Source organism: Alistipes provencensis (genome assembly GCF_900083545.1).
Classification (GTDB): domain Bacteria; phylum Bacteroidota; class Bacteroidia; order Bacteroidales; family Rikenellaceae; genus Alistipes; species Alistipes provencensis.
In genome coordinates this window covers 1,353,257-1,372,259 of the sequence record NZ_LT559262.1, presented here as the reverse complement: position 1 = coordinate 1,372,259, position 19,003 = coordinate 1,353,257, and the positions used below count along the sequence as shown (strand labels likewise).

General features: G+C 57.0%; 11 protein-coding genes. 1 reads left to right on the top strand and 10 read right to left on the bottom strand.

Going from position 1 to position 19,003, the window contains the following annotated elements; all coding sequences use genetic code 11:
* Positions 1 to 16: 16 nt before the first annotated feature.
* Positions 17 to 1,492 carry a hypothetical protein gene (locus BN5935_RS05415; RefSeq protein WP_147625774.1) on the top strand — a complete coding sequence of 492 codons (1,476 nt, stop codon included), beginning with the start codon at positions 17 to 19 and terminating at the stop codon, positions 1,490 to 1,492.
* A gap of 305 nt (positions 1,493 to 1,797) precedes the next feature.
* Here the strand turns inward: BN5935_RS05415 and BN5935_RS05410 are convergent, their stop codons facing one another.
* The 10 genes from BN5935_RS05410 to BN5935_RS05365 form a co-directional block, all read right to left on the bottom strand.
* Positions 1,798 to 3,372: an arylsulfatase gene (locus BN5935_RS05410; protein WP_064976847.1), complete on the bottom strand. Its 1,575-nt coding sequence runs from the start codon at positions 3,370 to 3,372 to the stop codon at positions 1,798 to 1,800.
* 6 nt (positions 3,373 to 3,378) lie between these two features.
* A complete protein-coding gene (locus BN5935_RS05405; protein WP_064975219.1) occupies positions 3,379 to 4,755 on the bottom strand; it encodes an MFS transporter in 1,377 nt (458 codons plus the stop codon).
* A 36-nt stretch (positions 4,756 to 4,791) separates the two neighbouring features.
* Entirely contained in the window at positions 4,792 to 5,676 is an 885-nt protein-coding gene (locus BN5935_RS05400) for an endonuclease/exonuclease/phosphatase family protein (protein ID WP_064975218.1), read from the bottom strand.
* Between the two features lie 29 nt (positions 5,677 to 5,705).
* On the bottom strand, positions 5,706 to 6,278 hold the full coding sequence (locus BN5935_RS05395) for a sigma-70 family RNA polymerase sigma factor (RefSeq protein WP_064975217.1): 573 nt from the start codon (positions 6,276 to 6,278) through the stop codon (positions 5,706 to 5,708).
* 47 nt (positions 6,279 to 6,325) lie between these two features.
* Positions 6,326 to 7,783: a calcineurin-like phosphoesterase C-terminal domain-containing protein gene (locus BN5935_RS05390; RefSeq protein ID WP_064975216.1), complete on the bottom strand. Its 1,458-nt coding sequence runs from the start codon at positions 7,781 to 7,783 to the stop codon at positions 6,326 to 6,328.
* A gap of 12 nt (positions 7,784 to 7,795) precedes the next feature.
* Positions 7,796 to 9,613, bottom strand: coding sequence for a hypothetical protein (locus BN5935_RS05385; RefSeq protein ID WP_064975215.1), 1,818 nt, complete (start codon positions 9,611 to 9,613; stop codon positions 7,796 to 7,798).
* A gap of 24 nt (positions 9,614 to 9,637) precedes the next feature.
* Positions 9,638 to 11,194, bottom strand: a complete 1,557-nt coding sequence (locus BN5935_RS05380) for a calcineurin-like phosphoesterase C-terminal domain-containing protein (RefSeq protein ID WP_082944036.1) — start codon at positions 11,192 to 11,194, stop codon at positions 9,638 to 9,640.
* 63 nt (positions 11,195 to 11,257) lie between these two features.
* Positions 11,258 to 14,374 carry a BACON domain-containing protein gene (locus BN5935_RS05375; protein WP_064975214.1) on the bottom strand — a complete coding sequence of 1,039 codons (3,117 nt, stop codon included), beginning with the start codon at positions 14,372 to 14,374 and terminating at the stop codon, positions 11,258 to 11,260.
* 12 nt (positions 14,375 to 14,386) lie between these two features.
* Entirely contained in the window at positions 14,387 to 15,874 is a 1,488-nt protein-coding gene (locus BN5935_RS05370; protein WP_235821025.1) for a SusD/RagB family nutrient-binding outer membrane lipoprotein, read from the bottom strand.
* A gap of 30 nt (positions 15,875 to 15,904) precedes the next feature.
* Positions 15,905 to 18,982 carry a SusC/RagA family TonB-linked outer membrane protein gene (locus tag BN5935_RS05365; protein ID WP_235821024.1) on the bottom strand — a complete coding sequence of 1,026 codons (3,078 nt, stop codon included), beginning with the start codon at positions 18,980 to 18,982 and terminating at the stop codon, positions 15,905 to 15,907.
* Between the last annotated feature and the right edge of the window lie 21 nt (positions 18,983 to 19,003).

Below are 19,003 nucleotides of genomic sequence, written 5' to 3'. Positions count from 1 at the left end.
AAAAAACCGAATCATGATGAAACAGACAATCTATCGAACAGTTCTCCTCGGCATGGCATTCTGCACAACAGCCTGCTTCGATGCCGAAGACGAAAATTTCCGTACGCTGGAACCCATTTCATTCAACGAAGTATCGGCAACCATCGACGTTTCCCTTGGCGAAGAGCTCGTATACGACAAATTGCAGGTCGAAAGCGAATTGCCCGTTACCTACGAATGGGCTTACGGCAAGCCCAAGGCCTCCGACAAGGACGAATACGCCATGGAGAGTATCGAGGTAATCTCCGACAAGGCAGATATACGTTATACTTTCAACCGTATAGGCACATACCTGCTGCGTTTGAAAGTCGACAACGGAGAGTGTATCGTCTACAAATATTTTACGCTCAATGTCAACTCCGGACTGGATGAAGGCATCCTGATACTGAGCAACGACGCCGAAGGGAGCGGAACGCTGACCTTTATTAAAAAGCGGACCGAAGATGAGATAGCAGCAAACGAACAGGAGATCTATCCTGATATCTTCGCTTCGATCAACCCCGACAATCCGCTTAAAAAAGGGACTTCCATGTACATCTCGGACTATACCTCGAAAGAGATACAGTACACCTCGCTGCTCGTGGCGACCGCCGATGAGAGCGGAACCATTTACAAGCTCAATCCGAAAACGTTCGAACTCTATGCCATCAACCGGCTGGGAACGGAGTACGGAGCATCGTGCGTCGAATTCGCAGGAGAAGCTACAAGTGCAGCGGCCTATTATGTACTCATCCGCGGGAATAACGGCCATACCTATCGTTATGACCTTTTTGCCGACATCATCGGTGAACGGCCCGATGCTGTGGAGGCCGGTCTGGTGAACCACGCCACAACGCTCGTCTACCGCACTTCGGCAACGGGAAAGCCCAATCGGAAACCCGTACTCTACAACGCAACGACCTTATTCCAACCCGGTTCCGGCAAAATCACCTCGCGATCTCTGTCCGGATACGACATCGTCAATCTGTGTCCGGCCAGTCTGAAAAACCTGACCTATGTGCTTTTCCGGTCGCAGACCGATCCCAAATCGTACTGCATCAAATCGACGACCAGCGCCCTTGGGACATTCAAGGACGTAACGACCTTCACGGCCGATGCAATCAATATGGACGAGAATTCGATTATGGTGAACAGCAAGAATTCGAGCGACGTTTATTACTCCTACGGCAACAAGATCTACCGCTGGAGCCTGACATCCGCACCTCCCATAACCGCAAAACTGACCTTGCCGGACGGTGAGATCATCCGCTCCATGGCGACGAACTTCATGGGCGATTTCGGGGACGACACGCAGGAAACGCTGCTCTATGTGGCGACTTACAATCCCGACCGGGCCGGAGAACTCAAAGGAAGCCTTTATATCTTCCAGTTCTCCGACGACACCCTCGTCAAAAAGTACGAGGGTATCTGCAACGACCCGGTGCAGGTGATGTACAAGTACCGTATTTCGTAACAACCCTGCAAATCAAAGAGGGAGCTTTGGTAAAGCTCCCTCTTTTTACCTCCATGCTATTAACAACCAAATCGATACATTATATATGCAGACAGCTTAGTAACTGGACATAATGGAGTTAGAAAACAATATGCAATGGTCCCAAACTAGCAAATGGCAGAACTTACCTCTGGAAAGATGATTACAATTCAACTAAAGCATATGATGCAGAGCCCATTACTTCCGTCATTTTACCCATGAGCCGGCTTGCCGAATAATCGGCAACCGTAAATATCAAAACCGCAGATAGTTTCACAGGTCTATTTTTACTGTTTATCCCTCTTCGGCAATTTGAGTTGTTCCGGAAATGGAATAACCTTATTCTCTTTCATCCATTCCTTATAGTCAGCCAAAAGTTCTTCCATCTTTTGAAGATTCCGAGCCGAAAGGTCTTCGATCTCCACACCTCCGTGCCTGGTCAGATCATACAATCTCCATTGCTGGCTTGAATTATCAAGCACCATCTTCCAATTGCCCTTCAGTATAGCGCATTTTCCTCTGTGTTCCCAACAGATATAGTCATGTATCGGCTTATCGCCTCCTTCCAACAGCGATTTCATGCTGACACCATCCAAATCCTGCATTTTTTGTCCACCCATATACGTCAATTTCTTCGTGGACGTAAGATCCAGCAAGGTGGGCAGAACATCTATTACATGCGCCGCCGACCTGTTGAATCCGCCTTGCTGCTTCACTACCTGCGGATAGCGCACGATCAATGGTACATTTACTCCGCCATTAAAGCTCGAGCTTTTATATTTCCAATGCGGCGTGGCGCTTACATTCGCCCAAGGTGCCTTGTAAACGATCGTTGATCCGGCTACCGTCGGGGGTGCATCCTTATCCACCCCCTTGATATATACTTTTGCACGCTCTTCAGCACACGAACCATTGTCCGACATAAACATTATAATCGTATCGTCCAGCACTCCTTGTTTCTCGAGCGCTTCGATCACCTGTCCGACCCCCTGATCAACGACATCTATCATGGCAGCGTATATCTCCATACGGCCTGCCCATTTCTTTTTCTCCTCAGCCGAAAGAACGTCCCATTTCCACCGGCCAGCTTTTTCATCAGGTTGGGAAAGAACCGCGTCCTCAGATAATACACCCATTCTTTTCATCCGCTCAAATCGTTCCTTCCTTATCACATCCCACCCCCTGTCATATCGGCCTTTATACTTATCGATATCTTTCTGCGGAGCCTGCAACGGCCAATGCGGCGCATTGTATGCCAGATACATCAGAAAAGGCGCGTCTCTGACCTCATTGATGAATTCCACGGCTTTCTCCGTAACAGCGTGGGTCATATAATAGCCCTCCGGAGCTTTCCACGGCTCGTTATCCATGTACATCCCTAACGGCTCATAGTAATCCGTAGCACCCCCTATCATCGTAAATCCTTTGTCGAAACCCCGTTCGACCGGTTTTTGCCCTTCATCCTGTCCTACATGCCATTTACCGCTCTGGTAGGTGTAATATCCCGCATTCTTAAATATCTCGGCGACAGTTGCACAATCGTGCCTGAGATAATTCTGGTACTCCTTCACCGTGGTTTCAAGCCCCATATTTCCGATACCCGCGTTGGTCGGATACAAACCGGTCAATAGGGACGCCCTCGTCGGTGCACTCATCGGATTGCTGTAAAATTGGGTAAACCTTACACCCTGCTCAGCCAACTTATCGATATTGGGGGTTGAAATCTCCCCGCCGAAACACCCGAGGTCGGAGTACCCCATATCATCCACTACGATTATCAGAATGTTCGGCTTTGTAGCGGCCGTCGCAGACGAAACCAGTGCGAGAGCCCCGATAGCAGGAATAACAGTTTTGTTTTTCATACTCATTTATTTTGCGTGTGAACGTTGCGAAACGAAGAGCGCGAGGACGAACGACAGGGCCGAGGCGGCGATCCAGAAAATGATGGCCGTGTCGAAATCGTAGGTCGTGACGCCGTCCGCAACCGTCTTGCCCGAATTGATCAGCCAGCCGCTGACGATGTCCTGCAACCCGGCGCCGACGTAACTGGCCATTCCGACGATACCCAGTGCGGCACCCGTGGCTTCGCGCGGCACGATGTCGATGGCCATGAGTCCGCCGAGGAAGCAGATCAGCACCCCGATGGCCATGCCGAAGAGCACCATGCTCAGCAGGTTGACGAACATGCTGTCGCCCGAGTAGAGGAACAGGCACAGAGCGATGGTGTTCAGCACGCCGAATCCGAATGCCAGCACGTTGCGGCGTCCGTGAAACAGCGTGTCGGACAACCATCCCGAAAAGACCGTTCCGACGATCCCCAGCAGGGCGTTGACCGAGATGACCTGCGTGGCCGTGGCCAGCGAATATCCCTTGACCTCTTGCAGGAACAGCACGCCCCAGCCGTTGATGGCGTAGCGCGAAACGTACATGAAGGCGCTCGACAGCGCCAGCACCCAGACGAAGGGGTTGCGGATGACCGAACGCTGGAGCTCGGAGGTGGACTCGTGGTCGTGGCTCTGTTCGGGAGACTCCTCGCCGGTCAGCACCTCGATCGGGGGCAGTCCCTTCGATTCGGGGGTGTCGTGCAGCAGGAAGACGATCACCAGCACGCCCAGTACCCCGGCCACCGACGACCCGACGAAGCCCCACTGCCAGCCGAAGATGCCGACGACGGCCCCGACGAAGAGGAACGAAAGGAACTCGCCGAGGTTGTGGCTGGCGCTGAAAAATCCGTAGTAGGTGCCGCGCTTGCTCAGGGGATACCACCGCGAAAGGGCGATGATCGCCGGGGGCGCGCCCATCGACTGCGACCAGCCGTTAACGCCCCACATCACGGCAAAGGCTACGAAGAGCGTCATGTTGCCGACCATGCCCCCGCCGTTGGCGAAGCCCAACGCCCCGACCAGCAGGTTGGCGACGGCCGAGACGCACAGTCCGGCAGCCATAAAACGTTTGATGTTACTATGGTCGGAGAGGAATCCGTTGACGAATTTGCCGATGGCGTAGGCGAACAGCAGCGCCGAGCCGATGATGCCCAGCTGCGTGGCGTCGAGCGCCCCGCTTTCGAGGATCGGCTTCTTGACCACATTGAGGCTCGTGCGACAGACGTAATAGAGGCTGTAGCCGACCGTGCCGGCGATGAAGCTCTGGAAACGGAGCTTTTTGTAGAGTTTCATGCGCGCCGCGTCGTCACCCGTGAAGGGCGCCGAAGGCTCGCTTTTGCGAAAGAAAGAGAGTATGTTCATTCGTTTGTTCGGGAATAGTTTCAGGTTACGGTGATTTTATTCGGCAAAGTCCATCTCGACCAGCACGGGGAAATGGTCCGAAGGAGTCCGAGCCCGGAAGGGTTTCGCACTGCCCTCTGGTTCTTCCGTGCGGTAGGTGTCGGTCAGGATGCCGTAGCGCAGCACCCGGAAACCGGGCGTCACGAAGAGGTAGTCGATGTGGCGGAAGGTCTTGCGGTCGGGATCGAAGCCGTTTTCCGTACCGGTCCAGGCATATTTGATCTCGGCCAGGTCGTAGGTATCGGAAAGCAGCCCCGAATCGCGCAGCACGGCGTAACTTTCGCTCGTTTCGCCGACGTTGAAATCGCCCGTGAGCACGGCCCGCTCGCCACGGCACATCATCCGGATTTTATCCAACACCAACCGGCAGCTCTCGACCTGCGCACGTTCGCCCTTGTGATCGGTGTGCAGGGAGAAGAACCAGAAGCGCTCTTGGGTCTCACGGTCGAGGAAGCGCCCCCAGCAACAGATGCGAACGTATTTGGCGTCCCAGCCCTTGTTCGGGCGCGTGCTGTCCTCCGCGAGCCAGAAATGCCCCGAATCGAGCAGTTCGAAACGGTCACGCTTGTAGAATACCACGGAATATTCGCCCGCCTCGGCGCCGTCGTCCCGGCCGACACCCGTATAGCCATAGCCGGGCAGCGCCCCGAGCAGGTCCTCCAACTGGCTGTGGAACACCTCCTGAGCGCCGAAAATATCGAAATCGTGGTACCGGATGAGCGAAGCGATGACCGGAAGCCGTCGCTCCCAGCCGTTGCCCTTCGCGTCGTCGCCCGCGTTGAGCTGGCGCACGTTATAGGTCGCGGCTCGGAAACTCCGGGCCGGGGCCGACTGCACCGCAACGGCCGCTGCGGCAAAAAAAAGCATAAACAGGTTCTTCATAGCAGATTTGTTTTATTGTCTAATCATTTCTATCCCGGATCGGACCAATATCCCTTGAAACGCGACGAGCGCCGGAACCAGCGGATCGAAAGCGAAATGTGTTTCTCGACGGTCCGCTGGGCGATATGGAGCGCATCGGCGATCTCGCGGTTGGTCATCCCCTCGATACGGCTCATGCGGAAGATGCGCGCCGTCTGCGGCGGGAGGCGGTCGCACAGCGCCAGCACCTCCTCGATCAGCAGCGTCGCCAGCGGCGAGTCGTTGGGTGCATCGAGGAAATCGCTCATGGCGAGCGTCTCCCACGACCGGGATTCCTGCAGCCGCGCCAGGTCGACACTGTTGTAGAGTATCTTATTTTGCCGCAGCCAGTTCAGGCACTCGTTATGAGCCATCGAAAAGAGATAGGACGGCACCTTGGCGCGATCCAGATAAGGCCGGCGCCGGAGAAACTTGTAAAAAATCTCCTGAATGATGTCGTCGCAAAGGTCCCCGCGGTCGGTCACCCCGTTGATATAGGCACACAGTCGCGGATAAAGAGCCGTGAACACCTCTTTTACCTCCTGTTCGGTATAGCCGAAATATGGGTCTCCGGAATGGAACATCTTCTGTCGGGTAAGCTGACTGCGGGAACGGTATCCAAAACCGTACCTTACCAGCTCACGCGTTCCGTATATGTCGTTCCGAAGCGGTCGGTCACCCGTACTTCGCCCTCTTTTACGCCCGCCGAAGGCTTGATACGGAACATGTGGAACGACTTCGCGGGCTGGCAGTATTTGCGGGTGGTCTTATTCGTCACCGTGGCGTAGAGGTCCATGTAATCGGGATCGAACTCCTCGCAGGGCTCCATCGCGCCCACCTTCACGCCGTTCTCCCACCACTCGACGGGCCCCCAGGCATCGTCCCATGTCCAGACGTTGGCCAGCACATAATCGCTGGCGGTCCTCACGGGCGAATAAATCCGCATCTGGTAGTTGCGGTCCTTGCCGCACGAGTGGAAATACCACGACACATCGTCGCCGTCGACATCGACGATCATATAGCCCTGCGGCGTACCGTCGTTGTTGAGGTGCTTGTTCAGGCGCAGCGAACCCGTCGAACGGGTGACGGTGACGGCCGTCAGGTTCTCGATGGGCATCTGCTCCGAACGGTTGTAGTTGTAGATATATGTGTGGTGGTTGTGCCCGGCCCACGAATAGACGTTCTTGAACTTGAGCAGCTCGTCGCGGTAGACCGCGTAGTTCTTGTTGCGGGTCGAGAAGCTGCTGTACTTCTTGAACATCTGCGAATGGGCGCAGATCATGATCGTCTTGTCCTTGGGCACATAGCTCAGGTCCTGTCGGAGCCAGTGGGCGATCTCGTCGCTCAGCCCCAGCTCATAGGATCTCGAGGCGTTCTCGCGTCCGTAGAGGATGTTGTCCACGAAAACATAGTGCATGTTGCCGATATTGGCCGAATAACAGGTCGGGCCGAGGTACATCTCGAAATAGACCGTACCCAGCGAGTCGCTCAGGATGGTCGTCTGGTCGTGGTCGTGGTTGCCGATCACGTTGAAGGTCGTCACGTCCACCCGCTCGGTGTTGTCCATATAGGCGTTGTAGACGTTCATGTCGTTGTACACCAGATCGCCCAGATTGATGCCGTAGCAGGGGGTCTCGATCGAACTGCGCATGCGGATCATGTCGGGGATCACCACCGACCGGTAAGCCTCGGCCGAGCCGTCTACGCCGTAATTCTTGATCTGGGGGTCGCCCTGCATCAACAGCGTGTGATGCACGGCGGATTCCTTGCGGGGTTCGAGCACGAAATCGGCCTTCACCTCCTTCTGGAAGCGGTCGATGCGCTTGAAGAACTGCGGACACCCCCGGTAAGCAGGAATCTCATACTCGGCCGGAACCGAAATGAACACGAAATGGCGCTGGTCCAGATCGCTGGTCAAGGCATAGCGGCCCTCGGCATCGGTCTGCGTACAGTTCAGGCCGTCGCTGACCACGACCCCGGCGACGGGCGCCCCGTCGGCGGAGGTCACCCGTCCCGTCACGTTGGGTATCTGGGCGTAGGCCGCACAACTGATGACGAACGCCCAGCAATATATCAGAAAACGTTTCATATCCTTTGTATTTTAGTTGTTTCCATCCCAATAATAGCAGCTCGTCTCGTCGACAGTCGCGTTGTTCTTCGCCACGTTGCGCCCGGTGATGAACTGCCCGAAATTCTCCGGCGTGACCTTCGGAGCCGCCGCACGGCTCTGTGTCACGGTACCCACGGCTCCGCCGACGCCGCACGCCCCGATGCGGTCGCTCTCGGAGCGGCCTTCGCCCAGGATCGACGCCGTCAGGCCGAAGAGGCCTTTCACCACCCCGCTGTTGCGGCAGCCCTCGATACCGGCATTCCCGCCGGTCCAGGTCGTCGCGGCAATACCACCCGCTTCGCCTTTGGCCTCGGCCAGCACGTCGCCCCGGTTGGTGCAGTTCGTCAGGGTCCCCCGCTCGAAAGCGGCGACGATGCCGCCCAGCAGCGCCCCGGCCCCTTCGACGGTCCCGAGATTCTCGTTGCCGTCGAAATCGCAATAACTGGCGAACCCGCAGATGCCCGCGGTACGCCCCGATTCAGAACGCACCTTGCCCGTGTTTACGCAGTCGCGGATGTCGGCGCTCACCTTTTCGTTGCCGTTGATGAAGCCGACGATACCCGCCGCCTGAATGCCCCGGGCACTGTTGCGCGTATTCTCGCCCAGCCCGCAGGAGACGTCGCCCTCGTTGCGGCAGTAGCGGACCGAAGCGGCATAAACGGCATCCTTCTTGGCGTAGATATCGCCCACGATGCCGGCGGCGCAGGAACGGCGGTCGACGCTGGTGCCGTCGAAACGCACGGCGCCCTTGTTGCGGCAATGCGCAACGACGACGGGACGTCCCGAAAGCCCGACGATCCCGCCGACGGCGGCCTGATAAGTACTCGTCGAAGTCACGGGGGCGAAGTTATCGCAGTCGCCGACGGTCAGCGACTCGTGCGCCGAGCCGCAGATGCCCGCTGTCAGGCTGTACGCGTGCCCGCGGGTGGTGACGGCCCCGAAATTGTCGCAGCACATCACGTCGCCCTTGGCCATGCCGCAGATGCCGCCGGCCATCTCCTGACAGTAGCGGTCGCTGCCCTCCTCAACGCCGCGCGCCGCCGAGACGATCTCCCCGCGGTTGATGCAGAACTTGGTCTTGACGCGCATGTTGTAGCCCACAATGCCGCCGATATGGGAGACGATGAACGCTCCGGAATAGCTCACCCGACCGGTGTTCTCGCAGTAGGCCACGAAAGCCCCCGGCAGCGAACGCCCGAAACTTCCGCCCAGTACGCCGCCCAGATACATCCGCGGCTCGGCAGTCGGCGCCAGCGACGGGCAGTTGCCCGTCGAGATGATCTCGCCGCCGTTCTTGCAGCGGATGACGATGTATTTGTTCATGCCGCAGACCCCGCCCACATAGTTGTCGTGCTGCGACCGGGAGGAGCGGTGCGAAATCGAACCGTAGTTCTCGCAGCGTTCCAGAACGCCGTGGTTCACATCGGCCACGAAACCCGCGAAGAAAGGCTCGTCGCCGTCGTCCGACACCTTCATCGAACAACTGGCCGCAATTACCACGTTGCGCACGACGCTGCCCTCGGCAACCAGCCGGAACAGACCGCCCTCGGCCTTCCAGTTCTGAATGGCATGACCTCCACCGTCGAACACGCCTTCGAAATTCTCGACGCGTGCAAAACGCTTGACCTTGCCCAGGTCGATGTCGGCCGTCAGGCAAACCTCGCCGTTCCCGTTCTGCCACGGAGTGAGGTCACCCCCGGCATTGGCCGCCTCAGCAAAGGCGACCAGCTCCGCGGCGGTCGAAATACCGCCAGCAACCGCAGTAAAGAGCGTCACCACGGCAAGGAGCGTCAAAAAGAGTCTCTTCATAATTTCGGTTCTATACTGTTTTCACTACCAATCCACGGTCATCGTATAATGCTCACCGAAACGGTCGGTCACTTCGACAGTCGCAGAGGTCGCACCCTCCGTGGGAAGAATGCGGAACATATGAGTCGTTTTGAAAGGTTCGAACGTCGCCTTGTCCTGAACGGAGTTGTAATAGGCAGCCTTCTGCACGAAATTTCCGTCGTAGGCGGCCACCCGAGTCATCTTCGCCCCCTGCTTCCCGCTGTCGGTATAGCAGACATCGCTCCAGCGGGCGTCGTAGCCCCAGACGTTGACATAGAAATAGCTGTCGTCGTAATACTTCCGGGGTGCATAAGCCTGCATCTGATGGTCGCGTTTCAGCCCCGAAGGTACGTCATTTTCGTAAGCATACGGTTTATAGTACCAACTAATCGCTTCGCCGTCCACGTCGATCACCAGATAACCCCGCGGCGTGCCGTCGGTCGAAATCCGCTCGTTGAGCCACAGCGCACCCGTCGAACGGGCAAGGATGTGCGACTCGACGTTAGGAAATTTCGCGGACAGCTCTTCGGCCGAATAGGCATAGTTGAAATTGATGTGCGAATGGCCCGCCCAGGTGTGTACGCAGGGGAACTGCGACAGGCGCGAAGCATAGTCGGGTCCGTGCTTGTCCTTCTCGGCAGGCTCGGAACCGGGTTTGCGGAACATCGAACTGTGTGCGCAGACCATCACGGTCTTGCCCGGATCGACATATTTTAGGTCGTTGCACAGCCAGCTGTACACCTCGTCGGAAAGTCCGTCGCTGTAGGCACCCGTATTATTCGGGTCGAGCGTATTGTTCTTCATGATGATGTTGTCGAGGAAGATGAAGTGAAGCTCCCCCAGTTCGACCGAATAGCACGTCGGACCGAGGTATTCCTCGAATTTCGCCACCGCCTCGCGGTCGGTGGCCACGTTCTGCACATGGTCGTGGTTACCGATCACGTTGAACACCGGGAAATCGAAATCCTCGATTCCTTTACAATAGGTCTGGTAAAGCGACATGTCGTTGTGGACCAGGTCGCCCAGGCTGATGCTGTAAACGGGACGGTCGGTAATCGACGCAGCCGTTTCACGCAGGTCGCGGCACATATCCTCATACATGTCGATCGAATGATAAGCGAACTTGTCAAATCCGGCATTGCGCGACCGGATCTGCGGATCGGCCGTCATCAGGATCGTATAGCGCGAAGCCGTCTTTCGGCGGGCCTGAAGCGTAAAATCGGCCTTGACCTTGGTCGAGCCCTCGGGAATGCGCTGCCAGAACTGCGGAAGGCCGTCCTTCACCGGAATCTCGTACTCCGCCGGAATGGTCACCTGCACGAAGCGTCGCTTCGAGAGATCGCTGGCAAGCGCATAGTTTCCGCCCTCGTCGGTGAGGGTTGTCAGCATTCCGTCGCTCACGACCACGCCTTCGACGGGCAGTCCCCGCTGATCGACGACCTTTCCCGTGACGGTAGCATCGCCGCTCCCCGGTCCGGTATAGCCCGGGGTATCTTTACCGCCACAGGCCGTCAGCAGCAACCAGCCGGCCAGAATCGCAAAAACAAGTTTTCGTACCATTCGCATCGTTTTGTAAAAAGGGGACGAAGCGGAGCTCCGCCCCGTCCACCACCAACCAACCGTTTATTTTCCGTCCCAGAGGGTGTTTCCCGAGCCAGAGAAGTTGCTGTCGCCGCAGACATCGTCGGCTGTCAGGGCCACGGGATCGCCACTCTTACCCTTGAACTGGCCGCCGAAACGGCAATCATTGATCGTCGTACCGTCAACCGAAGTCCCGGCAATGCCGCCGCCGACAAACTTACTATTGCCATATAACTGACAATAGAGGGTTCCGTAATGCTTGCAATTTCGGACAACAGAGCCTTCCAAAAGAGCGCCAACAACACCACCGGCCGTGATGGGATTTGCCGTATCATCCGCCACGACGGTAGCTCTATTCAGACATTCTTCGATCTCCGTGTTCATAGCCGCGGCAACAATACCACCACCCCGACCGAGACGAGCAACACTTGAATCGGTCGAAAAATCGCCCGTATTAACACAATTCATCACTTTCGCCCTGTCTACATAGCCGATCACACCACCGGCCGATCCACGATAGGAAATGATCGTACCTGAATTTTCGACCGACGAAATGACATTGACGTCGGCATCGGCAGCCGCAACGGCTGCTCCGACGATACCGCCGGCAAAATTACCCCGCGCAGCCCCCTTTTCACCGTAGTTGATCTGATTATTCCAATAATTCGCATTGATCGCACCGTTATTGGAACAATCCGAAACCTTACAATCGGATGCAAACAGAAATCCAACAATACCTCCTGTATAAACAGGACTACGATCGCTACGCTGCAGCTTCTCGTGGGTGATAGCAGCATTATTTTTCGAACCGGTAACCGACGCACCCAAGTCTGTAATTACCATCGTTTTACCAGCAACATCACCTATTTGGCCTACGATACCGCCCAAACTATGGACATTCCAATTGACTGCATCCTTATTATTCGGAGAAGTAGTCTTCACTGAAATCGCCCCGTCATTTACCGTATTGGTCACGGATTTACCAAGAAGCTGTCCTAAAACACCCCCAATATAAACGTACGATTCTGCATGAACCTCCATCAGATCGACCGTAACAGCTCCCGAATTGGTCGTATCGCCATTACCTACAATGGAGCCAGAACTCATTAACTGTCCTACAGCACCGCCGACAAAAGCATAACGAGGCCCCAAAAACTTCTCTTTCAACGGTCCGCTTTCCCCACCGGGATTACCGGGAAGCGTAATCTGTGCAGCATTGATAATATCCGAAACACTATTGTTCGACGAACCGGCAATACCTCCCATAATAAGAAATGTACAAACAGCCGGAGCCGAAATAGCCCCACGATTCTTACAATCGGAAAGTGGGCCGGCTATCTTACCGACAATACCACCGGCATATGCATAACGACAAGATTCTACTCCGTTTTGTTCGCGGTTGGCCGTGATCGAAACCGGTTGCTTATTGGTACAACCTGTAACCGCATCGTTTGCCCATCCAACGATACCTCCCGTATAGCTCATATAAGCCGCCGTAATCTTCAAAGCCACCGATCTGTCGCCCTCGGTCGAGCAGTTTTCGACCGAACCGCCAGCATAGCCGACAACACCGCCCGTATAAAGACAATTGGTCTTCTCTTTCGGTTCCGTTGTTCCGCTGGAAGCGATGGCCCCTTCGTTGACACACCCCGTCAGCACGGCCCCGGCTTCCGTCCGGGCCACAACGCCGCCGATCGAGAGATCGTTGCAGACCACCTTGCTGCCCAAAGAGACGAGTCCCCCGTTCGAACAGTTCTCCACACGTCCGGTCGCTCCGACCAGACCGACCAGACCGCCTACGCCGCACGCTCCGTCGACCGTAGCGGCAACATCGAGCGTCACCGCGGCCATGTTACTGCAATTCCGCAGCGTACCGTTGCAGACCCCGACAAGCGCCGCAGCATATTCATCCGCAGCAATGGCCTCGGCAGTCAGTTTCGACGTGCCGTCGATCGTCAGGTCAGCGATCTCCGAGCCCTCGGCCGTATAGCCGAAGAGCGGCTGCGCGGTTTTCCAGTTCAGGATCAGATGATTGTTACCGGCAACGATGCCGTCGAACGGACGATCCTTCGTTCCGACAGGCGTCCACTCGACATCGGTCATATCGACGTCGCCCAATATCTGCACCGTCTTACCGCCTTCGCCGGAGGTCCAGTCGGAGACATCCCCGCCGGCGTTGAACGTTTCGGCAAACATCTTCAGGCCGGCGCCCGAAACGATACCGCCCGCCGGATAAAACGCCTGCCTGATAGCCGGCAGTTCGGTCTTGGCAGCAACGTCCTTGATCGACAGTTCGATCGTAGCCTCGCGCTCGGTCTTCGTATCGCTCGGGTTCTCCCCGACCGAGAAGGTGCAAGTCACCGTCTCCCCGTCATCCGTTCCCGGCGTATAAGTCACCCACGTCGGGCAGGTCACGCCCACGATAGCTTCGGACGGAGCCTGTATGTTGAATTCAACCTCGCCGCGGGCCGCCAGGTCGAGCCGGTTCTCCTCATCGAACGACAGGCCGGTACCGAACTGGTAAACCGCATAGGAGGTGCTGTAGCCGACCCCGTCGGTGGGCTCGAGCGTCAGCACACCGTAACGTCCTTCCGCAGAGGTGTTGGCGTCGCAGCGGATACGAAGCGTCGAGGTGGTCATACCCTGATCGTCAGGCTCCGAGGTCTCGACCACTTCGCCGTGAATCCACTCTGAATCCACCGGCTGCCATTCCGAAAGGGTTTTTACCTCCACGTCGAAAGACTCCGTATCGCCGGGAGCCACGACAGAGTAAACCCGGTTGAGGATGAAGATGTTACCCGACTGGTCGACCTCCATCTGGCGAGTATACGCCCCGGCCGCGATGGTAACGACGGCGTTACGCGTCTTGAAATCATCGTTGGCGGTCACCTCGATCGTGAACTCGCCACTGCCGGTGTGGACGGTCTCTTCGTCGACAACACACCAGTCGCTGTCCGACGAAACCGTCCAACGCACGGTTTCCGCATTGAGCGACACGGCGACGTGCGCCGTCTGGCTCGAACTGGTCATTCCCCGGGTAGCATCCCAACCGGGGGTCAGTTCAATTTCCAGTTTATCGGGTCCCGACGTCCCTTCGTCGGACGAACAGGCGGCAAAAACGACCGTCGCCGCCAGGATCAGAAAAAATATCTTTTTCATAGGTTCTTTCCGTTATTTGCGTTTGTTGGTGTGGTCGGCCCACCATACGTTGGTGGTCATGTTGTTCGTGCCTCCGAGCCAGCCGTTGACCACTTCGGAGTAGTGGGCGGCGTTGCGGAACTCCTCGTCGGAGGGGTAGCGCAGGCGCGTGGGCAGGATGCCGTCGTTGTCGGCCAGCGCCTTTACGGGCATCTCGGGATAACCCGTGCGGCGGTAGTCGCACCACGACTCGATACCTACCAGGAAATTCGAAATCCACTTCTGTGTCATAATGCGTTCGAGCACCTCCTCACCGTCGAGCGCTGCGAGCGACACGCGCGCATGGGAGAGGAACGACGTGAGGTCGACCGACGGATTGTCGGTCCACTCGTAAACGGCCTCGGACACCGCCGTCCGGTAGTACTCCTCCGGGTCCCCGGCGATCCAGCCGCGATAGGCCGCCTCGGCCCAGATGAAATAGAGCTCCGAATAGTTCATCAGCGGAAAATGGTCGCGGTCCTGAATCACGCTGCGCCGATAATGAGCCGCCGTGTCAAAATAGGCTGTCAATTCATTATAGGTGATCTGTGTCGGCACGCCCACCAGCTTATCGAAATAGTATTTCACACGCGGGTCCGTCAGTTTCTCCTCCTCATCGTACATCTCGTCCATCAGGCGCTCGCAGATCATATTATTGTTCCAGAGTCCGGCGCGCAGGTTGTGGAACGGCGTGTACTGCGCATTGACCGTTGCATCGAACTTCACGTTGGCGGCGTCGGCACGGCTCTCGAAAATGGGATAGGAACCCGGATTGGAGAAAATCTCGTTGAGTTTCGCCACGGCATCGAGCTTCTCGCCGTTCGGTTCGGACTCATCCTTCAGCGCGACACGCATCAGCAGACGGACGTAGAGCGAGTTGCCGAACTTCCGCCACAGGGCCACCTTACCGTCGTACATATAATCCTCGAGTGCATCGAAGTCGGTCCCGTCGGCCAGCATTTCGTTGGCCAGTTCGAGTTTTTCAAACATGTCGCGGTAAATCTCCTTCTGCTTGTCGTAAGCCGGGCTGAACTTGTTCTGGGTATACCCCTCGCACGCTTCGAAATAGGGCGCATCGCCATAGGTATCGGTAATGGTTGACAGGGTGAGCACCTTGAGAATATAGGAGAGGGCCAGACCCGTCTGGTCGCCGTCCTTCTCGGCCTGCACACGCATGGTCTCAGCATTCCCGGCCCAGCGGTAGCCGTTCTGCCAGAGATAGTTGACGATCGAGTTGTTGAAACGGTAGTTGTAGATGCGCTCGGCCGAAGTCTGCCGTCCTACGGTGTACTGCATCAGCTGCGAATTGACATCGAACGAGCGGTTCAGCAGCGCGTATTCGAACCCGAAGGTGATCGGCTGCACGAAGCTCGTGGCGTTGGAACTCTGCAATGCGTTCTTGTTCACGTTCATCTCCTCGAAGTTGGAACAACCCGACAAGGCGAACGCTCCCAGCATGCAGGTTACGGTATATTTTATCATCGTATTTTTCATAATTCGGTTCCTCCTGCGTTAGAAAGTGATCTTGATACTGCCGCCGAAAGCGCGGGTTCCGGGCATCTGGGCGATCTCGAAGCCCGGGACGATGGATTCCCCGCGCATGAAGGCGCCTTCGGGGTCCCAGCCGGGGAAATCCGACCAGCAGAAGAGGTCGCGGCCGTAAACCGACAGCACGAGTCCCTTGATGATGCGGGTCTTCGACAGCCATTTCTTCGGGAATTCGTAGTCGAGGCGCAGCTCGCGCAGCTTGAGGAACTGCGTGCTGACGAAGTTCTGCTCGGCGTTCTGGAAGGCATAGGCCAGTCCGTAATATTCGGTGATATCGGCCGTGCGGTAGGTGTTGCGCACATAGTTGCCGTCGGGAAGCTGGTTGACGCCGTTCAGGACCAGGCCGTCGTAACGTCCCGGCAGCGACACCGTACCTTTACCGCGCGAACCCAGCAGGGCATTGCTGTAGGAGTAGACGTGTCCGCCGTGCTGGCCGTCGAAGCTGACCGAAAAGGTCAGTCCCTTCCACTTGACACTCGTGCCGAAGCCGCCCTTCCAGTCGGGCATGCAGTCGCCGAGCTTCATCAGCTCGTCGGTGTACTGCGGATAACCGTTCTCGTCGATCACCATCTGGCCGCTGACATCGGTCAGCGAGCCGTCCTTACCCACGATATACGAACCTTCGGGGGCGCGTTTGTAGCCCAGACCGTACATCGTCGAGATCGACTGCCCCTCGTAAGCCGTCATATAGGCGTGCGACGAGTAGGAGGCCACGATCCACGAATCGACGCCCTCGCCCAGCTCGAGCACCCGGTTGCGGTTGAGCGACCAGTTCACATAGGCCTTCCACTGCACCTGCTTGGTCTTGATGAGCGTTCCGTTGGCCGAAACCTCCCAGCCCCAGTTACGAATGCGACCCGAGTTGCCGTAATATTTCGCAACACCTGAGGAGTAACTGACGGGGATGCTCACAATCTGGTTCTTCGATTCGCCGTCGTAGTAGGCGACGTCGAGATTCAGCCGGCTCTGGAACAGGCGGATGTCGGCGCCCACCTCCCACGAGGTCACGATCTCGGGTTTGAGGTTCGGGGCGGCGATGGTTGTGGGAATCTGGTAATTACCCGAGAAGTCCGAAGAGGTCAGGTAATTATCCGTCCGGAACGGCTTCGTGTCATTACCCACCTGCGCGAAACTGCCGCGCAGCTTGACCAGGTTCACCACGTTGCGCGCCGAACCGAAATCGATCAGCTCGTTCAGCAGCACGCTGGCCGAAACCGACGGATAGAAATAGGAATTGTTGTTGACAGGCAGCGTCGACGACCAGTCGTTGCGGCCCGTAATGTCGAGGTAAACAGCATCACGCCACGAGAGCGAGACCAGTCCGTAGATACTGTTCGTCTGACGCTCATAGGAGTAGTTGTCGGTCTTGATGCGGTTGACCGAGTTGGCCAGCGAATAGATACCCGGCTGTTTGAGCTGCTCGGCCGTCATGATCGTCTGCACGAACGAACGGTTGATGATGCTTCCGCCGAGGTTGGCCGTGAGGTTGAACCCAGCGCCCAGTTTGCGATCGTACTTGAGCAGGAAATCGCCCGACAATTGCAGCGAGGAGAGTTCGGTCTCGTTGCACATACCGTATTTATAGGAATAGGAGCTCTTGGGATGGCGGCTCGTACGCAGGTCGCGCGAGAAGTCCATACCGCCGCGGATCATCAGGTCGAGTCCCTTGTAGAGGTGCAGGTTCAGTGCCGTGTTGCCGTAGGCGCGGTCGCGGTCGAGCGTGTTGAGCTGCTCGTAAGCCGTGAAATAGGGGTTGTTCTTGCCGCCCGAAAGACCGGCATCCTGCTGGACGTGCTCCTGACCGGGCAGCCAGTACTGCTTGGCCCAGTCCATGTTGATATTGGGCGACATGCACCACAGCGAGTACATGATCGAACTGGAACCGTAGCCCATTACGGGCAGGTTGTCGTTGTCACGGCGGTAGTAAGTGAGCGACGTGTCCATCGTGAGCCACTTGTTGACCTTGTTGTGGCTCTTGAGCGACAGCGACTGCTTGCTCCACGGCGAATTGGGAACGATCGACTCGCTGCGGTAATCGGTCACCGAGAGACGGATCGAATTATTCTTGTTGATCTTGCCCGACACCGAAAGCGAATTGGTCGCCGTCCAACCGGTCTGGAAGAAATTCTTGAACCAGTTGCCGTAGCTCACGAACGGCGTCTTAATGCGCACGCCGTTCTCGTCGACGCCGATGCCGCGGTTCGCATCGTAATACTGGTAGTAGAGCGTTCCGTCCATTTTGGGTCCCCACGACGCCACGTCGGTCGTATTGGAACCCTCGCCGTCGACCGGATCGCCGTAATGGAATCCGTCGGTACCCTTGGCCGAACCCTGACCGTAAACGTACTGGAAATCGGGCGAGGAGTTGATCTGATCAACCACGAAGTTCGAGGTGAAGGTGACCGAGACCGCTCCGTCCTGGCCTTCGCCCGATTTCGTGGTGATGATGATGGCACCGTTGGCCGCCTCCGAACCGTAGAGGGCCGTGGCGGCGGGGCCTTTCAGTACCGTGATGTTCTCGATGTCCTCGGGATTGACATCACCCGTACCGTCGCCGTAGTCGACCGACTGAGCGCTGCCGAAAGCGGACGAAGTGTTGAACATCGGCACACCGTCGATCACGAAGAGCGCCCCGTTGTTCGTGAGGTCGATCGACGACTCGCCGCGCAGCGTCACGCGCATCGAACCGCCGCCGCCCGTATTGGCCTTGGACAGCGTCAGGCCGGCGACCTGTCCCGAAAGTCCCGAGAGCCAGTTGGACGAGGTGCTCGACGAGGAGAACATCTCCCCGTCGACCTTCGTCGCGGCGTAGCCCAGCGATTTCTCGGCGCGCTTCATACCCAGCGCCGTCACCACCACGTCGTCGATGGCCTGCGCGGTGCTGACCATCCGGACGTCGACGGTCGTCTTGCTGCCGACGTAAATGTCCTGAGTCTTGTAACCCAGAAAGCTGAACGACAGCTGGTCGTTGGGACGCGCCATGACCCGGTACGAGCCGTCACTTTCGGTGACGGCTCCGACGAGCGAACCCTTGACGATCACGCTGACACCGGCGATCGGTGC